Origin of the sequence: Paraburkholderia sp. BR14312 (genome assembly GCF_040948675.1) — a bacterium.
In the GTDB taxonomy this organism is placed as follows: domain Bacteria; phylum Pseudomonadota; class Gammaproteobacteria; order Burkholderiales; family Burkholderiaceae; genus Paraburkholderia; species Paraburkholderia nodosa_A.
This window is the reverse complement of sequence record NZ_JBFPKI010000004.1, coordinates 119,101-137,393: the sequence shown is the minus strand read 5'-3', so window position 1 is coordinate 137,393 and position 18,293 is coordinate 119,101. Positions and strand designations below refer to the sequence as shown.

At 60.0% G+C, this 18,293-nt stretch carries 20 protein-coding genes; 7 read left to right on the top strand and 13 right to left on the bottom strand.

The window, feature by feature from the left end; all coding sequences use genetic code 11:
* Positions 1 to 30: 30 nt before the first annotated feature.
* Complete coding sequence (locus AB3X98_RS12750; RefSeq protein WP_069268184.1) at positions 31 to 600, bottom strand: acyloxyacyl hydrolase; 570 nt, start codon at positions 598 to 600, stop codon at positions 31 to 33.
* A gap of 636 nt (positions 601 to 1,236) precedes the next feature.
* On the opposite strand from AB3X98_RS12750, the gene AB3X98_RS12745 reads away from it, so the two are divergent.
* On the top strand, positions 1,237 to 2,640 hold the full coding sequence (locus tag AB3X98_RS12745; RefSeq protein WP_368605947.1) for an MFS transporter: 1,404 nt from the start codon (positions 1,237 to 1,239) through the stop codon (positions 2,638 to 2,640).
* 91 nt (positions 2,641 to 2,731) lie between these two features.
* On the opposite strand, the gene AB3X98_RS12740 is transcribed toward AB3X98_RS12745, so the two are convergent.
* Positions 2,732 to 3,670, bottom strand: a complete 939-nt coding sequence (locus tag AB3X98_RS12740) for a DMT family transporter (RefSeq protein ID WP_368605946.1) — start codon at positions 3,668 to 3,670, stop codon at positions 2,732 to 2,734.
* A 464-nt stretch (positions 3,671 to 4,134) separates the two neighbouring features.
* Here AB3X98_RS12740 and AB3X98_RS12735 point away from each other — a divergent pair, with 464 nt between their 5' ends.
* Positions 4,135 to 5,493, top strand: coding sequence for a tyrosine-type recombinase/integrase (locus tag AB3X98_RS12735; protein ID WP_368605945.1), 1,359 nt, complete (start codon positions 4,135 to 4,137; stop codon positions 5,491 to 5,493).
* A 212-nt stretch (positions 5,494 to 5,705) separates the two neighbouring features.
* A complete protein-coding gene (locus tag AB3X98_RS12730; RefSeq protein WP_368605944.1) occupies positions 5,706 to 6,854 on the top strand; it encodes a hypothetical protein in 1,149 nt (382 codons plus the stop codon).
* A 22-nt stretch (positions 6,855 to 6,876) separates the two neighbouring features.
* Here AB3X98_RS12730 and AB3X98_RS12725 read toward each other — a convergent pair whose 3' ends face one another.
* The 11 genes from AB3X98_RS12725 to AB3X98_RS12675 form a co-directional block, all read right to left on the bottom strand.
* Positions 6,877 to 7,584 (bottom strand): HK97 family phage prohead protease, encoded by a 708-nt coding sequence (locus AB3X98_RS12725; RefSeq protein WP_368605943.1) that lies wholly within the window; start codon positions 7,582 to 7,584, stop codon positions 6,877 to 6,879.
* Positions 7,581 to 8,117, bottom strand: a complete 537-nt coding sequence (locus AB3X98_RS12720) for a phage terminase small subunit P27 family (protein WP_368605942.1) — start codon at positions 8,115 to 8,117, stop codon at positions 7,581 to 7,583. Before AB3X98_RS12720 ends, AB3X98_RS12725 begins: the two co-directional genes overlap by 4 nt.
* 118 nt (positions 8,118 to 8,235) lie before the next feature.
* Positions 8,236 to 8,478: a hypothetical protein gene (locus AB3X98_RS12715; RefSeq protein ID WP_368605941.1), complete on the bottom strand. Its 243-nt coding sequence runs from the start codon at positions 8,476 to 8,478 to the stop codon at positions 8,236 to 8,238.
* 110 nt (positions 8,479 to 8,588) lie between these two features.
* Positions 8,589 to 8,897, bottom strand: coding sequence for a hypothetical protein (locus AB3X98_RS12710; protein ID WP_368605940.1), 309 nt, complete (start codon positions 8,895 to 8,897; stop codon positions 8,589 to 8,591).
* Positions 8,898 to 8,923: 26 nt separating this feature from the next.
* Entirely contained in the window at positions 8,924 to 9,946 is a 1,023-nt protein-coding gene (locus AB3X98_RS12705) for a phage major capsid protein (protein WP_368605939.1), read from the bottom strand.
* Positions 9,947 to 10,076: 130 nt separating this feature from the next.
* Positions 10,077 to 10,397: a hypothetical protein gene (locus AB3X98_RS12700; RefSeq protein ID WP_368605938.1), complete on the bottom strand. Its 321-nt coding sequence runs from the start codon at positions 10,395 to 10,397 to the stop codon at positions 10,077 to 10,079.
* 289 nt (positions 10,398 to 10,686) lie between these two features.
* On the bottom strand, positions 10,687 to 12,090 hold the full coding sequence (locus tag AB3X98_RS12695) for a VapE domain-containing protein (protein WP_368605937.1): 1,404 nt from the start codon (positions 12,088 to 12,090) through the stop codon (positions 10,687 to 10,689).
* Positions 12,083 to 12,298 (bottom strand): KOW motif-containing protein, encoded by a 216-nt coding sequence (locus AB3X98_RS12690; RefSeq protein WP_368605936.1) that lies wholly within the window; start codon positions 12,296 to 12,298, stop codon positions 12,083 to 12,085. Before AB3X98_RS12690 ends, AB3X98_RS12695 begins: the two co-directional genes overlap by 8 nt.
* A 10-nt stretch (positions 12,299 to 12,308) precedes the next feature.
* Positions 12,309 to 12,548: a helix-turn-helix transcriptional regulator gene (locus AB3X98_RS12685; RefSeq protein WP_368605935.1), complete on the bottom strand. Its 240-nt coding sequence runs from the start codon at positions 12,546 to 12,548 to the stop codon at positions 12,309 to 12,311.
* A 117-nt stretch (positions 12,549 to 12,665) separates the two neighbouring features.
* A complete protein-coding gene (locus AB3X98_RS12680) occupies positions 12,666 to 13,184 on the bottom strand; it encodes a hypothetical protein (protein WP_368605934.1) in 519 nt (172 codons plus the stop codon).
* Between the two features lie 562 nt (positions 13,185 to 13,746).
* Positions 13,747 to 14,286, bottom strand: a complete 540-nt coding sequence (locus AB3X98_RS12675) for a DNA-binding protein (protein WP_368605933.1) — start codon at positions 14,284 to 14,286, stop codon at positions 13,747 to 13,749.
* A 166-nt stretch (positions 14,287 to 14,452) separates the two neighbouring features.
* Here AB3X98_RS12675 and AB3X98_RS12670 point away from each other — a divergent pair, with 166 nt between their 5' ends.
* From AB3X98_RS12670 to AB3X98_RS12655, 4 genes are all read left to right on the top strand, one after another.
* Positions 14,453 to 14,791, top strand: coding sequence for a helix-turn-helix domain-containing protein (locus AB3X98_RS12670; protein WP_368605932.1), 339 nt, complete (start codon positions 14,453 to 14,455; stop codon positions 14,789 to 14,791).
* A gap of 118 nt (positions 14,792 to 14,909) precedes the next feature.
* Positions 14,910 to 15,386 (top strand): hypothetical protein, encoded by a 477-nt coding sequence (locus tag AB3X98_RS12665; RefSeq protein ID WP_368610255.1) that lies wholly within the window; start codon positions 14,910 to 14,912, stop codon positions 15,384 to 15,386.
* Positions 15,383 to 17,527 carry a Mu transposase C-terminal domain-containing protein gene (locus AB3X98_RS12660; protein ID WP_368605930.1) on the top strand — a complete coding sequence of 715 codons (2,145 nt, stop codon included), beginning with the start codon at positions 15,383 to 15,385 and terminating at the stop codon, positions 17,525 to 17,527. The genes AB3X98_RS12665 and AB3X98_RS12660 overlap by 4 nt, the downstream gene beginning before the upstream one ends.
* Before the next feature lie 17 nt (positions 17,528 to 17,544).
* A complete protein-coding gene (locus AB3X98_RS12655; protein WP_368605929.1) occupies positions 17,545 to 18,291 on the top strand; it encodes an AAA family ATPase in 747 nt (248 codons plus the stop codon).
* Positions 18,292 to 18,293 lie beyond the last annotated feature (2 nt).

Here is an 18,293-nt window from a genome sequence, read left to right as displayed (position 1 = left end):
CTGACAGACGCCGGGATGCCCGCTGGCACCCTAGAAGTTGTACTGGAAGTAGATCTGACTGAAGTTCGTACCGGGATTCGGCGCCTTGATATCCGCGTTCGACAAATGCTGGAAACGGAACCCGGCCTGATAGTTGCCGTGCTCGCCGAACTGCGCACCAACACCGACCATGTCGACGAACTGGAAGGACGTCGACGTCGCGCGATCGGGCGTCTGCCGGACGTGCGAGAGAAAGTGAAAGCCCACGCCCGCCTCGATGAAGGGCTTGAACCAGCCGCTGTCCTTGATGAAGCGAAAAACGGGCGTCACGCCGTATTCCCAGATATGCGAGTAAACGGCGTCCGGCGCATTCAGCTTCCAGTAGGCGACATGCGCTTCACCAACCAGCGTGAAGTGATACCCGCCGATGTGCCACCACTGCAGGCCCGGATCCCACACCAGGCCGAGGTCGAGCTTTTTCACGTCGTGGTCCGCTACGCCCGCTCCAAGCTGCACGCCAAACGTGTTGTCCGCCTGCGCGCCGGCGGCGCCGAGGGCGCACAGCGCGGTGAGCGCCCAACGCACTGCATGAGCGTGCCAGACGAATCTTCTTACTTTCATAGCTTTCCCCGATTCGATCGATTCAGCATGACGCCATGCATCGGGCACAACCACGATTCGCGCAGGTTCGGCACCCGCACAAATCCCATACGAAATGCACTACGCGCTTGTCACCTCGACAGAACAAATAGCATCACGCCCCAATGTTCACTAATGACTGGCGCACATATGAGAGCGAAGTTTAGCGTCGAAAAATCGAACACGCTCGCTGGCGAGCCAACAAATCGCCCCACTGCAAGGCCCTGTAGCTTCACAATGACTGACTGCCAGCTTTCAGTTTCGATTATTGAGGCGAATAAATTGTGCTGATCGATTATTGACGGAAGGATTTGCGAAATAGGACTCACCTCGTTAACGAATCCGTCTCAATTACGAGTTTTTGATTTACCGGGCATTCAGATCTCTGAATAACGATTTTCAGACTTGCTGGTCGTCCCGATATCCCCTGCGGAAAACCGGCATGGTGCCTGGACCCGGGTATTCCCGTACATCGCGGAATGCGCTGCGCAGCTGTACCCAAATTGAGGACAGACAGCGCGCAGGCGCCTCGCATAATCCGCGTGAATTGTGATCCGCGGCAAACAACAACGTCATAACCCTTGCCACGCTCACGTCCCGGTGCTTAGGAGGAGACACATGAGCCCAATCCCGCAAGGGCATGCTTCGCGCGTGCCGCAAACGTCCGCGCAGGCACAGTCAAACTGCGCAGCCGCCATCGAACAAGTCACGCGCAAGGTCTCGCGCCATTTGCTCGGCTTCCTGTTCCTGCTGTTCGTCGTCTCGTTCCTCGACCGCATCAACATCGGGTTCGCAGGCCTGACGATGATGAAGGACCTCGGCCTGTCGAGCACGCAGTTCGGCTTTGCCACCACCCTCTTCTACGTCGCCTATATCGCGTGCGGCATTCCGGGCAATCTGATGCTCGCGCGCGTCGGTGCGCGCCGCTGGATCAGCTTCATCATGATTGCGTGGGGCCTCGCCTCCACCGCGACGATGTTCGCCACCAACGCCACTACGCTCTACTGGCTGCGCATGCTGGTTGGCGTGACCGAGGCAGGCTTTCTGCCCGGCATGCTGCTCTATCTCACCTGCTGGTTCCCGAGCGCGTGGCGCGCCCGCGCCAACGCGCTCTTCATGATCGCGATGCCCGTGACGGCCGCGCTCGGCTCCGCGGTCTCGGGCTTCATCCTCAAACTCGACGGCCATGCGGGACTCGCCGGCTGGCAATGGCTGTTCGTGCTCGAAGGCATGCCGGCCGCACTGCTCGGCTGCGTGGCGTTCTTTTATCTTGACGACACGCCGCGCGCCGCGCGCTGGCTCAGCGCGCAAGAAAAACGCACGCTCGAAGCCGCGCTCGCCGAACCGGCCGACGCCCTCGCTGCGCCTACGGCGCAAGCAGCGAGCGAGCGCAGCCTCTGGCAGCAACTGCGCTCGCCCGTGGTCCTGCGCTTCGCGGCGGCGTACTTCTGCCTCGTCAATACGCTCGCGATGGTCGCAGTATGGGCACCGCTGATCGTGAAGGGCTTCAGCGCCGGTGCGAGCAACGTCACCGTGGGCCTCGTCGCGACGATTCCGCAGATCGTCACCATCGTCGCGATGATCGTGTGGGGGCGCCGCTCGGACCGCTGTCAGGAACGCAAATGGCACCTCGCCGCGCCCATGCTGCTTTCCGGGCTCGGCTGCGTGCTGACGGCGCAAGGCGGCGCGCCGCTCGTGCAGTTGCTTGGCGTGTGCCTCGCATCGGCGGGGTCGTACACGGCGATGTCGATCTTCTGGACCACGCCCGATCAGGCGTTCACGCCGCAGGCGCGCGCAGTGGGTATCGCCGTGATTAATGCGATCGGCAATATCAGCTCGGCGGCGAATCCGCTCGTGGTCGGCTGGCTCAAGGACGCGACGCACAGCTATGCCGCGGGGCTCATCTATTCCGCGGTGCTGCTCGTGCTGGGGGCGGTGATCGTCGCGACGTTGCCGATCGGGCGCGGTGGCCGCAGCGATCGGGAGAAGGAAGTGAAAGCCGTGCCTCGCGCGGCGGCTTGAGCGAACTTCAGAATGCAAATCGCGCGACGGTGAGCGTCACGCGATTACGTTGAACCGGCGCGCAAGGCAGTGCGTGGCGCGCCCTACGCTGCTAGCGTTCCGCGCCGGCGCCGCTGCGGCGCGCGGTGAATCCCGGCAAGCGCTTCACGAAGCCGGTGGCAAGCGCGGTGCCCACGAGAATCGCCGCGCACGCCTCGACCATGCCCATCGACACGCGCTCGCCGAGAAAGAGCGCGCCCCACAGAATGCCGAAAATCGGGATCACGAACGTCACCGTGATCGCGCGCGCCGGGCCCACCGCTGCGATCAGGCGGAAGAACAACAGATACGCGATGCCCGTGCACGCCACGCCAAGGCAGAGCACCGCGCCCCATGCATGCAGCGAGATGGGAGTAGCCGGCCAGCTTGCCACGGCGAACGGCGCGAGCACGAGCGTCGCGCCCGTCATCGTCCCGGCGGCGACCGTGAGCGGATCGACGCCCGTGAGATGGCGCTTCGTGTAGCTCGCGGCAACGCCATACAGCGCCGCAGCAACGAGCGCCGCGAAGGCGGCAAGCGCGGCGCTGGTGGATGATGCGCCGTCGCCGGCGTGCGTCACGACCTGATCCCACACCAGTGCGAGCACGCCCGCGAAGCCGATCGCGAGCCCGACCACGCGCAGGCCACTCAAACGATCCTTGAGCCACACATACGCGACGACCGCGCCCCACAGCGGCGTGGTCGCGTTGATCACGGACGTGACGCCCGCGGAGAGCGTGAGTTCGGCCCACGCGAAGAGGCAGAACGGCGCGGCCGAATTGAGGATGCCGACAATGAAAAGCGGCCACGCGCGTTCGCGCAGCGTGCCGAGCGCCTCGCGCGCGGGGCGGCGCGAAAACAGCACGAGCAGCAGGAACAGCGCGCCGATGCCGACGCGCAACGCCATCAGCGGCGCGACGCCGAAGTCGGTCACGCCGACGCGGATGAACAGAAACGACCCGCCCCACAGGGCGGCGAGGAGGACCAGTTGCGCGAGTTCGATCGGGTTCATGTGAGGTGGCGCTGAGTGAGCACAGGGTTGCGCGCGGGCGCGCGATTGCACGAATCACCGGCGCGAAGGTATGCGTATCGTAAGGCGAGCGGCACCCGCCGTATAACGAAGGATTCTCACCGATATGTGAGAAAAATTAACAGCCGGATCTTGCGGTCTCGTTCGTGTGCTGTGCTTCTCGTTTTCTTCGCGGCGCACAAAAGACAAAGCCCGCGCAATCTTTCGACTACGCGGGCTCTATTTCTGGTCGGGGCGAGAGGATTTGAACCTCCGACCACCTGCACCCCATTTAGTTAAGTGCTGTTTTCCGCATCTTCCCGAACCTTGCCGATCAGTGAAAAAAACGTCGTATAATCATTGGCTTATTTCGCCATTCTCTTTCCACGTCCTCCCGGATGTTCTCGACCAATCTTTCGAAAAGGTGTGGGTGATGGTGTGGGTGATTTTTCGAGCGGGACCAGATCATGACGACAGCAGCGAAGATGACGACCCTAGAACTGAAGGCGCTTAAGCCGGACGACGCGGGTAAAACAATGTGGGAACCGGGCGGACTTATGGGCAAGGTGCGCGCGTCGAAGGCGGGCGTCGTCACGATCGCCTGGAGTTTCCGATACAAAGTCAGCGGGAAACCCCGCGACCTGACGTGTGGCGTGTGGCCCCGCGATTCAATGCCATCTATCCGGGCGGCGCGCGACGCGGCGCGTGTGCAGCTTGATTCAGGCGTTGACCCGCTCGAAGCGAAGAAGGCGGCGAAGGTCGAGCGTCAGATCGAGATCGTCACGCGGATCGAGAAAGCCGAAGCGGTGCTGAACCGTCCGACCTTCGAAATGCGCTTTGGCGAGTGGGAGCGCGCCGCCCTTTTCAAACGAAAGGACAAGGGAGCGGAAACCCGGCGCGCGTTCGAAAAAGACATTTTTCCTGCAGTTGGCACGAAGGCAATCGAAGACGTGAAGCGCGCCGATCTTATGGCAGTTCTTGACGGGATCATTGCCCGCGGCGCGAACCGGCTTGCGAACCGATGCCTGGGCGACCTGAAGCAGATGTTGAACTGGTGCGTTGACCGCGAAATTCTCACCGTGAACGTGCTTGCGTCGATCACGAAGAAGAAGGTCGGAGGCGCGGAAGAAGAAAGCGACCGTGTGCTTTCCGACCGCGAGCTTCGCGCCCTGCCCGTCGCCCTGAAAAACGCGAACTTGAAAGACACGACGCAACACGCGATTTTGCTGATTATGGGAACCGCCGTGCGCGTCGGCGAAGTCATCCGGGCGAAGAAGTCACATATCGACCTTGACGCGCGCACATGGACTATTCCAAGCGGCAATTCGAAGAACAGCGACGCACACACGGTCTACTTGTCCGACTTCGCCGCGTATCATATGTGCCGCATGTTGGAGCTTTCCGATTCCGACGAATGGCTATTGCCCGCCCGCAAGCGCGACGGCACTGAAACACACGTTGACCTGAAGTCGATTTCGAAACAGGTCGGCGACCGTCAACTAAAGTTTTTCCACCGCCCCGCGCACGCCAAGCGTTCGGTCAAGTTCGCGAACGCGCTTATTCTCGTGCCCGACGCTGAGGAATCGTGGTCGCCGCATGACTTGCGGCGTACGGCGGCAACGCTCATGCAGAAGTGCGGTGTCTTGCCGGTCGTCATTGACGCGTGTCTGAACCATCGCGAGCAAAACAGGGTTAAACGCACGTATCAGCGATACGACTACGCCGACGAACAACGCGAAGCGTGGCGCTTGCTAGGCGACCGGCTCGAATTGCTGTTGCGGCGCGACGCTGACGACGTGACGATACTAGACACGCACGCAGCATGAAGGAAATCCGGCCTAGCGTCGGTTTTTATGAGGCAACACCTAGCCGGAATATCCGTCGTGCTCCTGCTCCCGAGGCGAAATAAAAAAGTTCTTCGCAGATTTCCGTCGAGAATGGGCAATACCAGCTAGAGTCGGGCGATGCCCTTCGCTCAGGTTGCACCAAGGGATGTGTGTTAGCCTTTCGTCTTCTCAGGTTCACACGACGACTCCAAATGGCCGTAACCGGGTTTATTGCTGAGTTATTTAGTCTGAAGCAACTTTACTTCATCTCCCTCAAAGGGCAGCAACTCTTAGGCGCACACATAAAGAGTCTCCCCGAAAGCGAGCGGGAGAATGATATATTTCCTGGGAAATATAGCCCGCAGATGAATGTTCCTCACTACCTTGACGCGAAATCTTTCATTCGCGCTCAATATGGATCGTACCTTCGGGAAACGATATTCGTGAGGCTTGTTTCGGCGCTTGAGGTACTATTCGTTGATAGTGCGACCACAATTTTTCTATCGGACAAAACCACACTCCGCGGAAAGAAAATTGAGTTGAGTTCAGATCTGCTATCCACGTTCTCAGATTTAGATCAACTGTGGGCAAAGATCATAAAGGATGAGTCTCGCAATCTAAACGGAAGAAGATTTCCTGACATCATCGATTATTATGAGAAGAAATTTGAAATCAGCCTCAAGAAATTCGAGTCGATTGATGTAATTGATGAGATTTTTGAGCGACGCCATCTCCTAGTTCATGCGCTTGGACACACAGATGAAATGTACAGGATGAAGCACGGATATCCACACGTAACCATTGGCGTTGACGAGAAGTACTTGCTCAAATGCTTTGGTCTACTTGAAGATTTTCATGGTTTTCTGCGTCGATCCGTTTATAAGCGAGTAAACAGAAGTAACTTCCTAGACGAATCATCCCGACACTATCAAGTTCGCCTCCGCATAGGTAAAATAACTTCAGACGCACGCGCACTCTTCGAACCTACGTTCGAAATAGAAACGAATAAAATGCGCTGCCGTCTTTCGGATATATTAAAGAACAAGAGCGACTCCGGCAATGAACTTGGTATGGTTCTCAGTGGCGGGCGATCTTTTGTTGGCAAGTATATTGAGCTAATAAAGAAAGCGGAGTACGAAAATAAACTTCGCCTGATGAGCCGGGATGTCATAAGCCGTGGACACAGGACAAAGCTAAGTAATGATACTTTGCATGAGATTTACAAGCTTTTGGGCCCCCGCCCTTGGAGGCCCAAGATAAGTGAAGAAATAGCCAAAAAAATCGGAGTTTCAAAAAGACAAGTAGGCTATGCGATCAACCTTATCTTGGACTACGAGGAGTATTTTCAAGACCGTACGTGAGACGTCAGCGTTAGGCTCAGTTCTAGAGCGTCACGACTCGCGAGCGCTTGATCGGCGTGTCGAGCTTGACCACACGCCCATACGTGCGGGCAACACGGCCACGCTTCGCTCGAACGCCTTCGAGAAAGGCTTCGACTTCGAGCTCGGCTTCGGACAGTTCAACGATCGAGCCCGCGGCGCGAGCCTTGTCGCCGACTGAAGTGATGATCGCGTCGCTATTGCACGGCACGGCCACGATCGACAATTCGAGCCATTCCCAACGCGTGAACTTCACGCCTCCGCGGGCGCCCTCGATCGGCTCCCAACTAATCGGTCTAAATCCAACGCTCACGGTCGTAAGCATGCCGGTCCTGACGCTCTCCCATGCGGATTCGCAGCGATCGACAAGCGAAGGCGGCGTCTCGGGGTTCGCGATGCGCGCGCGGAACTTCACGCCCTCGGAGGTCTTGCTGCCCAACACGACACTGCCAATAACCTGTTCGTGAGAATGCTGCATTAACAACGGTAGCGGCGTTCGAAACTCGCAACCCATCGGGTCGAGAATATCGCCCGCCCGATCGGTTTGCGGCGTGCTCGCAATGCCCGCGAGCTCGCGGCGGTCGTCATCGGCAGACTTGATGATGATCGACGCCAGCGCGCAGATCTTGTCGGCCTTCGTGTACTCACGGCGGCGGGCGTCAGCAGAACCGGCGAGCCATTCGGCACGGGTGCAGCGGTATTCGGTAGTCACTTGTCGTTCTCCTTCTTCGTGCGGCGGGTTGACGGCTTCTTCGGCACGGGGCGCGGCTTAACGGGCGGGCCGTCGAAGTAGCGCTCCGCTTGCGCGGCTTCTTCGGCTTCTTCGTCGCGGTCGCGGTATTCCCACGGTGGCCGGATCGCCGACGGCGCGCGCTTGGCGGCAACGTAGGCGTCAGACGATCGCATGCGGCTCGCCGGGTGAATGCGCAGCTTCCCGCCCAGTGACGCGATGCGCGCGGCGGCCTGACTCACGATCGCAGCGGCCGGGTTCGCATACTTGCGGCCGGTGCGATCGGTGAGTACGGCGCCCTCGGCGTCGAGTTGTGCACTGGCGAGCTCGTGCAGGTCGAGCGCTTCGCAATAGGCGATTAACACGGGCCTGTCGGACGCCTTGAAGTAGTCCAGGGCGAACGCGCCCGTGATCGCGCGAAAGAGGCGCTTCTTTCGCTCGGGCCAGCGTGAAGGGGGCGGTATTGCCCTCGCCGCTCGAAGGGTCACCACGTTGTCATGACGGGTTGAGCTCATGGTCTGGTCCGGGTGTCCCGGCCGAAAATACACTTCGATGGATATAAACCTGGGCGGGCGGTGTCCAGCGATCGCTTTTTTTTTTGAAAGACTCCCCCCGGTGCACGTCCCGGCTCCCTCACGCCGCGAGCTTGAGCTCGGCGGCGTGAGGGAGCACGAGCTCGTGTTGCTCGCCGAGCTCGTCACCGTCGCGCAGCCAGAAATAGATCGAGCGCTCGGTCGCGAGAACGTCTGCTACGGCCTTGCCGCGATCGGTCCGGGGGTCAGCCAGCAACATATCGGCGAAGTGGCGCGCAAGCGGCGTAACGCCTTCGGTAATGCCCCTGAGAATGTCGAGCACTTGCCATTCGAGCTCGTTCATACGGTCCTGCAACGCGCGATCGGCGGCGAACGCCTCGGCCGACTGCGCGCACCCACAACCGAGTTGATAGACGGATTCACACATGAGGTATCCCCTCGTGGGTTGCGCCCCTATGCGGGCACGGCGGGGTTATGCACGCACAGGGCGCGGGCGCCGCCGTCTTTCAACGACACGAGCACCATGAACACGGCGCCGCTATCGTTCTCGTCAATCGCAACGTTCGCAACGTTCAACCCTCGATCGCAACCGGGCGTGCCCATGATCACGCTCGCGATCGCGAACACTTCGGGCGACGTTCCGAAGCGGTCGCCGCTCGTGACGGCGCGCAACACATCGAGCTCGAAGCGGCTCATGCGTTCCATGTAACCGCGCATATCGATGCGGCGTTGCAGCGCGGGCAAGGTCAGTTCGTTGTGCATGTCGATCTCCCTTCTTAAAACGGGTGTTACTTCACCTTGGGCGCGGTGCGCGTTGTCGAGCTCCACGAGATGCCCGTGATTGCAGCGGCGACGCCAGTGCGCCCGGCTTGCCAGTCGAGTGCGCGTACGAACCGCGTGGCGGCGAGATTTTTTTGCCACAGGCTAATGGCCTCGGGGTCGCCCTGTTCGGCCGCGACGTGAACCAGTGTTTGATCGGCAACGCTCACCTGTCCGCCACCGTCGTACAGCACGATGCCGCTCGGATCGATCAGTGCGAGCACGTCATTCGGCACGCCTGACGCTGCGCATAGCGGCATGCCCGCGAGATAACCGCCGTTCACATGCACGTCGGCGCCTTGCAGACCATCGCCGAGCATGGAAAGGCGCGCGGCCGTGCTCGGAGAGCAGACCCATACAGAGCGCGACAGGTCGCCGCCGTAGGCGTCGAGCAGTGCGCTAATGTCCGCGCGCAGGGCCTCGCCGGTCGAGCCCGTGCTCGCGATCGTGGGGGCGCCGTACAGGATCGAGGCGGGCATACTCGCGCTTCCCGCGTTCGTGACATCGAACATGGCGCGGCCTTCGGCCGAATTGATCGAGGCACCAATGTCGTTCGCGATCTGGCGCACGAAGCGCTCGCCGAGCTCGGACGCGGCCTCGCGCGTGAAAAGGATGATTCCGGCGATCGAGTGATCGGCGCCCAGTCGCACGATCTCGAATTCGGCGCTCGCAACATCGATCGGTTGCGCCTCGGCGCGCCATGTCGCCTCGGGAGGCGTGCTCGTGACTAACACGGGCATGCCCGGCCGCGCGGCGCGAAACGGCGAGATTGTGTCAACGGCGCGGATGATCGAGCGCGACGGCACGGCGGCGATAAGCTCGGCGAATGAGGCTTCGTCGCCGATTGAACCCGTATCGATCGCCTGGCGCAGCAACGCCGCGGCCTTCGACTGTTCGCCCCATTGCGCAACGGCGACTTTAACCGCAGTCGTCTTGTCGCCCTTGCAGCGCACGAGCGCGGCCACGGCGCGCGCAATTTCGGAAGTGTGCATGTCGGCCCCTTGTCGATCGGTGAGGCGGCCCGCGGGTTGCGGGCCGGTCACCTTTAGGGTCGCCGATCTCGTGCCCGATTTGGTCCCGCCATGTTCCGCCATGTACCGGCATGTACCGGTCCCGCAGGGACTATTTCCAGCGGATGCCGAGACGATCGGCCGCGACTTCGTACAGGTCGAGGATTCGATAGGCGCCTTCGCGCCTCACGGTAAAGATCAGGGCGCCGCGCTTCTCACGTTGCCGGAAGCAGTCGGGCGCGCGGCCGATCAGCAGTTCAACGAAGCGCTCACGCGCCCACATGTCGCCATACACGAAGCCGTGATGATCCTCGCGGATCTGGCGCGCGAGCTCGCGGGCCTCGGCGTCAACCGCGGGCATGTGGCGCAGATCTTCACGGTTCACACGTTCGCCCATGTGCATGTTCTCCGGCGTTGCGAGTGCTTCGAGCATGTCAACTTCCCATTCAAAAAACGCGTCATTTGCGGCGATGGACCTTCCATGTTTTGGGGTAGTAAGGTCCATAGTTTTTCGTTATGCCAAACGTTCCCGCAACTTCCCGCAAGTTGTGCATGTCGGTGTGGGGCATGGACCCTTGGGGGTCATTTTCCGTATAGCACCCACACGCGCACGTATCCTCTATCTCCGTAAGTTTCTATGGAGCTTTGGGTCCATCAGGGTCCATCAATCGCGATAAGCCTTGCCAGTCATGGGTTTGAGAGGTGGACCCTACCCCACGACGTCAGGGTCCATCGGGGTCCATCGTTTCAGCGGTCGGCAGTCGCCAGACGTTGCCCGCCGTTAACGTCTTCAGGACATAACCGAACGACTTCAGCACGTTAGCGATATGGCGCATGTCGGTCGTGTCTTTCGAGGTATGCTTACGGCCGGTGACGCTCCAGAAAATGTCGCCGCCCTTCACGTCGCCAGTCTTCGGATTCAGTTCAAGGTACGTCGCGACGTGCTCGATCCACGGGTTTTTTACCGTGCGGCCCGTGACTTCCGACGCTGCGACGCCGAGAAGGTTAGGGTCTTTGATGTGCCAGTGATCGCCCGCGCGGAACGCCACGACAGCTTCGGCGAACAGTTGCGCACGGTCGGCAGCGAGCGCGTCGGTGTCGCACTTGCCAACTCCCACGGGCCAGAATCGGCGACCGCCCGTTTCGTCTTTGAGATACGTGCCTTCGCCGTCACGGTTGACCGTCGCCACGCAGACGAATTCGCGGCGTTTCACGACCGTTTCGCGGGCATAGGCGGGGCGAAAAACGTCTTCGGTGCGGGTCAGATAAGCCTTCATCGCGTCGGCTTCGTGCTTGCGCATTGACAAGCCCTCGGCGATTTCCTGAAACCATACGTTCGCCGTCGCTTCGCCGACGTGACGGGAGTCTTCGACATTCGGCATTGCGTCGGAATACCATTCGCCGCCGAGCACGCGGACAGTCGTGCTCTTGCCGCAGCCTTGCTCACCTTCGAGCACGAGCATGTGATCGACCTGACAACCGGGTTTGAGCGGGCGCGCGACTGCCGAGATCAGAAAGCGGCGTGACACTTCGCGCACGAACGGCGTGTCGGTGGCGTAGCAGTAACGAACCAACCACGAATCGAGACGCGGCACGCCATCCCACACGAGCGCGTCGAGCCAGTCGCGCAGCGGGTGAAAGCGATGACGCTCGGCGTGCGCATGAATCGCATCCGACGCGGCTTCTTTCGACGCCGACATATTGAAGCGGCGCCCGATATAGGCGCGAAGGTTCGTCGTGTCGGTGTCGGTCCAATAGAGCGAAGGCGACTCGCCCCACGGACGTTTGCCGCAGATCACAATGCGGCCGTTCATTTCGTTCACGCGCACCAGATCACACAAAGCCGGATCGGCGTCGAGCACGTCGAGCAATTGGTCCATCATCGAGCGCTTCACGTTACCGGCAGCGTTCAACAGGCGGCCACGTTTTTTAAACTTGGCGCGGGCGCCCTTCGTCTTATCAGGGTTAGCCGGTTCGCCCTTCGCCTGAATCGCGCGACGCTGCGCTTCAAGGTCGCCGATCTTCTTGTTGATCGCAGCGCCGACGACGGGCGAGTCGGCCGCGATTTCGGCGCGGATCGCGGCGAGTTCTTCTTCCGTCAGTTGCGAGGGCGCGCGGTCATTCATGCGTCACCCCCGCGCGGTCGAGATACGGCAGCGGCACAAGATCACGGTCGGGTTTGCCCTTCGCGCCCTTCGGCTTGTCGAATTCGACTTCGGCGAAGCCGTGCGCGCCGTGGTCCATCAGCACGCGAACGACCTTGCATTGACGACCCGCGTGCTGACCGTCAATGACCTTCACGCGTTCGTCCTGCATCGGGTGAGTGATCGCCATGACGCGCCCCTTAAGCCGTTGCGGCTTCGATGCGCGCGTCGATCCACGCGTCGATTTGCGATTCGATCCACGCGACGCGACCGCCGCCAATCGGCACGGGCTTCGGGAACGTGCCGTTCGCCATATCGCGATAGACGGTCGTCGTTCCCTTTCCCGTGCGCTTCTTCACTTCCGGCAAGCGGATCAGGCGTTCGCCGCGACCGTCCAACGCGACGTAACCACGGTCGGGGGGCAATTGATGAGCAGTCATTTTTCGATCCTTTCAGGAAAGACCCGGCGAGTGCCGGGAATGACCGCAGTGTGTGAAATCTGATCGTGTTGCGTAACGGCGAAAAACTCGCCGTTTTCCACCGTCTAGGGAAAACCCTTAGTCATCGGGATTATCGAGGTCGTCGTCGCGCCTATGCTCGATACCGTTGCGCATCCTTTGCTGCGCCCTTTCGATGGTGCGAATGTCTTTGCCGGTTTCGACGCTGACGCGTTCGCGCGCCGCGCTAACGGTCAGCGTCGGGTCGGCGATCATCAGCCGTCTCACGGCCACGTCGAGGTGCGCCTGTTCGAATGCCGAAGGCGTCAGGATTTCCTTGAGCTTCGGACCGGGCAGCCACGGCAGCGGGAAGGCAAAGCGCCACGACCAACCGCTGAGCACGTCTTCGATCTTCCGCCGCACTTCTTCAATGACATAGGCGGGCGAATTCTCGCCATAGATCGCGAAGCACCGCAGGACCATATGCGTATGTTCTTCGGACGTGCCGAGCGGCAAGCGCCCTTCGTTCACGGCGTCGAAGTATTCAGCGAAGTCGAATTCGAGCCAGTTATCCAGATCGTAATTCGCGCCCGCCACGAATCGCGGGTCGTCGCGATCGGCGTTCTTTGGTCTTCCCATACTGCCCCCACACGATCAGCGGGCATTATCTCAGACCTTCCCGCGCCCTTGTGGGGTAGTGCTCGATTTGTCACAGAACCAGAAATGCCAAGCGGCGGCGGAACTCCAATAGATACAGGGAGTTATGCCCCGCCGCGCGCACAGCCAGCAGCGCCTCGATTTTGCACTATCGAGCAGTTTGCGAGCGCTTTTCGCACACTTTATGTCACGGCTTTGCGCAGGAATGGGCACCCGTACGGCGGCATCCTGCACGGCGCTACTCTTTCGCTATGCGCCGAATTGGCGGCCGGGCGTTCGAAGCCTGTAACGACCTTGGGCCAGGCGGCGTCACTCGTGGTCTCCAGCTTCGGCAACACCTCTTCAATAAGGCTCATCAAGGTGTCGTAGTGAACTTTTCTCCGGGCGCGTAGCTTATGCATCTGGTCTTATATTCCGTCGGTGTATTCATCTGACGAATTCCATAGGCGTCAGTCATAAAGATAATGACGGATAGATAAGTGTCAACAAAGTGTTAGGACGTGTCATTTGACACTGTCTGACCATGTTATGCGAGCTGCATGGCTTACCCGACTTTGCGCAGCATGTCTTCGAGCTTCTCCCGGGACAGCCCCCCTTCCTCTCGAAAGTAACTGAATAGCAACGCGATCAGGGCGGCCTCCCGCTCGTCGCTGACTTCTAAGCGGTTGTTTCTAATCCAGTTTTTCACGCCCAGCGCGATCGCCTCAACAATTTCTGCATCTCCCATATCAGTCTTCCGAAGTAGCCGCCGAACCTTCTGACTGGCAATTTCATTAAGGACGACGGGGCGTTTACTCACGGGGCGCCCTGACTCCTGGTCGAAATACTCCTCCGGCACTTGATACATGCGCCGGGTTCCGCCGACGCCTTTCCGCTCTTCGAAATACCAGCCCTCACTCGTTGCACGCTCGATTATGCGAGCCTTCGTTGCGGGTAATCCTGGCAGGCGCAGCGTCGCGATTTGACTTGCAGATAAGAGTTCCCGTGTCGGCACACTTGCTCCTTGGAAAGTGTTCCCGCCATCGGCACACTTTTCCGAAGGCGAAACACTCTCAAATTCTTCTTTTTTATCAGTAGCTTGCATTAAATCTTCCGCTCAAAGCTCGCTCTATAGCTGGAATCCAAAGTATTCCCACATGGATACACTCTTGACGGCACACTTCGGAACGCTTAGACTCCGTTAGACCTGACGTATGGGACTAGCACCCTATTTAAAAACCGGTTCTCGACCGGTCTTTCTGGAGTCAACCATGCAGTGCTCTAAACGCGTCGTCCTACCTAAACCGGATGTCGACAACGCAGTTCCAAACCTTGGCCTGCACAAAGCGGACATCAAGGCTTTGATCGAGAAAGCCGGCGAAACCATGTCCGGCTTGGCCCGCGCCTACGGCATCCCAGAGTCAAACGTCCGAAACGCTCTTTGCCGCCCGGTGCTTTCCGGCGAAATTGCTATCGCCGAGTTCCTAAAGCTGCCGCCTCATGTCCTCTGGCCAGATCGCTGGACGACAGAGGGTCGCCGCATTCGGCCCCGCTACAAACAAAAGTATATCGGCCTCGGGCCGACTCTGAGTGTTAAGCGAACCGCATAGTTTTCTGGGCGGATTCTAGCCCACCGGGACACTTCTTAACCTTCTCAAACTGTAACAAAGGCATTTCGTGAGAAAGCACACTTCTGTCAAGCCGCAAAAGAAGTCGGAAGGTACGCAGATGGCACTGAACTTCGACGTTTTCGCGATCGACACTCCGACAGGGACGGTCGCAGTCGGTGGAGAGAACTTGTTTGACGCGGTCATCCGACAAGGCCTCGTTGAGGTAATGGAGAAAGCTACCGCGTCGGGGCTGTCGCGCAACCGTATCGCAGACCGTATCAGCGAAACGCTTGCACGCCCCGTGAGCAAGGCGCATCTCGACCTCTGGGCCGCTCCAAGCCAAGCGGAGCGCCGAGTACCAGTTGATGCGCTCATGGCAATCATGAGCGTGTGTGACGACTTTAGCCCGCTGGAACAGATCGCACATCAATTCGGCCGCAAGGTCCTCACTGCTGACGAGGCACTCTGCGCCGAATTCGGAGCGATGGCCGTGTTGGATCGCCACATCAGAGCAAAGCAAAGGTCCATCGAAGGCCAAATGGACGAGAAGCTGCTCGGACAGCTCATGCATCGAATCAAGCGGGCCTCTCGATGAACGCAATCAAATCTCGCTACAGCGCGAGCGAGCTGCTCTCGTTGAAGATTCCCGGCCTTCCAACGTCGAAGGGAAAACTTATCGCGAAAGCCGAGCGCGAAGCATGGCCATTCATTGAGACGACATGTGTGGGCGGCATCCGTCGAGAATACTCGCCACCTACCGGCGTTCTGACTGCGATTAAGGCAAGTGTTTTGCGCACTACGATTAGCCGGCCGGACGAAACCAGAGATCCGCCCGTCGGCGGCCAAGAACAGCTCGAATTGGTCGAAACGGATGTTCAGCGCTTACGCGCATCAGCTCGCAAGGGCATTCTGACGACCATCGACCGATTGATGGCGCAATGCCATGTGTCACGGGAAGCCGCGATGACAACGCTGCTCACGCAAGCGAAGGCCGGCAGGCTCGATGACCATCTTGTCATGATGCTAAGAGCCGCTCGCGATGAACGGGGCCGCAAAGGAGATGGCTTTCCGAGCATCCGTACGCTCAAGCGCTACCTCGGCCTCGCGAGAACCGGCTCGCTCGCGCCAAAGAAACCCCGCGCGGAGTTCTCGGTACCGGAATGGGCCGCTGCGTTCCTCGGCTTCTATCAGGTGCCGCAGAAGCCTTCAGTCGAGCATGCCTACAGCCAATTTCAGGCCGCGTATCGCATGCGTGATCGTGCGTGGGACTTCCCGTCGGTCCACCAGGTGCGACGCTTTCTGGGCAAGCTCGGCAATGTGTCGCGTGAGGTTGGTCGTATGGGGCCGCGCGAGCTGAAAAGTATCCGCCCGTTTATCCGCCGCACGTTCGATCAGCTGCAGCCGAACGACGTCTGGAGTGCGGACGGTCATGCGTTCGACGCCGAGGTCCAGCATCCACTGCACGGCCGGCCGTTCCGTCCTGAAATCACCGCTATCGTCGATATCGCGACGCGTCGGGTGGTCGGCTTCTCGATCGGTCTGGCCGAGTCCAGTCTTGCGGTGCTTGACGCGCTGACCAATGGGTCAACGACCAACGGCGTGCTGGCGATTTTCTACGTCGACCACGGCTCCGGATACGACAACGCGATGATCAAGGCCGAGGCGACCGGCATGCAGGGCCTGCTCGGGTTCGAGGTCGCGCATTCGCTGCCGTACAACTCGCAGGCGCGCGGTGTCATCGAACGCCTTCACCAGTCCCTCTGGATTCGTGCGGCTAAGGAATTGCCGAGCTTCATCGGAAGCGAGATGGACCGGCAAGCGAAGCTGGCCCATTTCAAGATAACCCGCACCGCGATCAGGAAAGGCGGAGCGATGCCTCTGATGGGATGGGACCTGTTCATGCGGTTCTGCCAGGAACAGATGGACAAATACAACGCGCGCCCGCACAGCACCTTGCCGAAGATCATCGACCCGGTCGACGGCAAGCGCCGCCACATGACGCCGGATGAAGCGCTTGAGGCGTTCCGTGCGAAGGGATGGGAGCCGGTCAAGCTGACGGCCGCCGAAACGCAGAGCGTGTTCCGGCCGCGTATCGAACGTACGGTGCGTCGGGGAGAAATCCAGCTCTTCAACAACCGTTACTTCAGCGGCTTGCTTGAAGAGTTTCACGAAGAGTTGGTGCACGTCGCGTATGACATTCACGACGCGAAACACGTGTGGGTACACCACCCGGATGGACGCTTCATCTGCAAGGCAGAGTTCGGTGCGAACGAACGGCACTACTTCCCAATGTCGTATGTCGAGCAGGCTCGCGAAAAGCGTGCGGACGCGCGTCTGAAGCGGCTCGATGTGCATCGCGAAGAGATCGAGGCCGAACGACGTGGCGCGCCAGCGTTGAGCGTTGAGACGCCAGAAGTGCTGACCATCCCAGGTTTCCGTGAGTTTTCGCGCGCCGAGTTGAATGCCCGCGTATTGGACGTGCAACCGGTCGATGTGATGCCAGAGCCGCAGCCAGCCATCGCGGTGCCCACTGCAACGATCATCGAAATACCCGAAACGGCCGAACAGCGCTTTTCCCGCTGGACAGCCCTTGATCAACGCGTCTCAAACGGCGAAACGATCGACAGCGCAGACGAGCTGAAGTGGTACGGGCTTTACCCGCAGAGCAAGGAATTCGCGGCGCAAAAGCGCCGCGCTGAAGAAACCGGCGAGCTGCAACTCGCCAGCTATCGATAACACTGACAGGGCAGATCATGACACAACACGAAGCGGGCCACAAACCCGTCGCAACCGGCATCGCGCAGATTACCAACCTCTCGCTGTGCGATATCGCCATCGAACGTGCCCTTTCGCGCAGCGACAACCTGCCAGGACTGACGTGCTTCTACGGACCATCGGGCTACGGCAAGAGCATGGCCGCGAACCACGTTGCCAACTCCCGCCGCGCACGCTACGTGCAGGCAAAGTCTGTCTGGACAAAGAAACACTTCCTGAAGGCCGTGCTGTTCGAGATGGGTATCAAGCCGTCCGGGACGATTCCCGAAATGGCCGATCAGGTCGCCGAGGAACTGGCGACAAGCGGCCGGCCGTTGATCATTGACGAGATGGATCACCTAGTCGACCGCAACGCCGTCGAGCTGGTGCGGGACCTGTACGAGTCGAGCCAGGCCGCGATCCTCATGATTGGCGAGGAAGGTTTGCCGTCAAAGCTGAAGAAGTGGGAGCGCATGCATGGGCGTGTGCTGGCATGGGTGCCGGCGCAACCGGTCACCCTTCCTGACGCCAGGCAGCTCACCGCCATGTATTGTCCGCGCGTCGAAGTCGCCGACGATCTGCTCGCACGCCTCGTCGAGCTGTCGCATGGGTCCGTGCGCCGCGTCTGCGTGAACCTTGAGCGCGTTCAGGAGGAAGCCATGCTGGCCGGCAAGGATGTCATGGACCTTGCGCACTGGGGCAAGCGCGAACTGTACACCGGCGAAGCGCCGAAGCGGAGGGCCTGAAC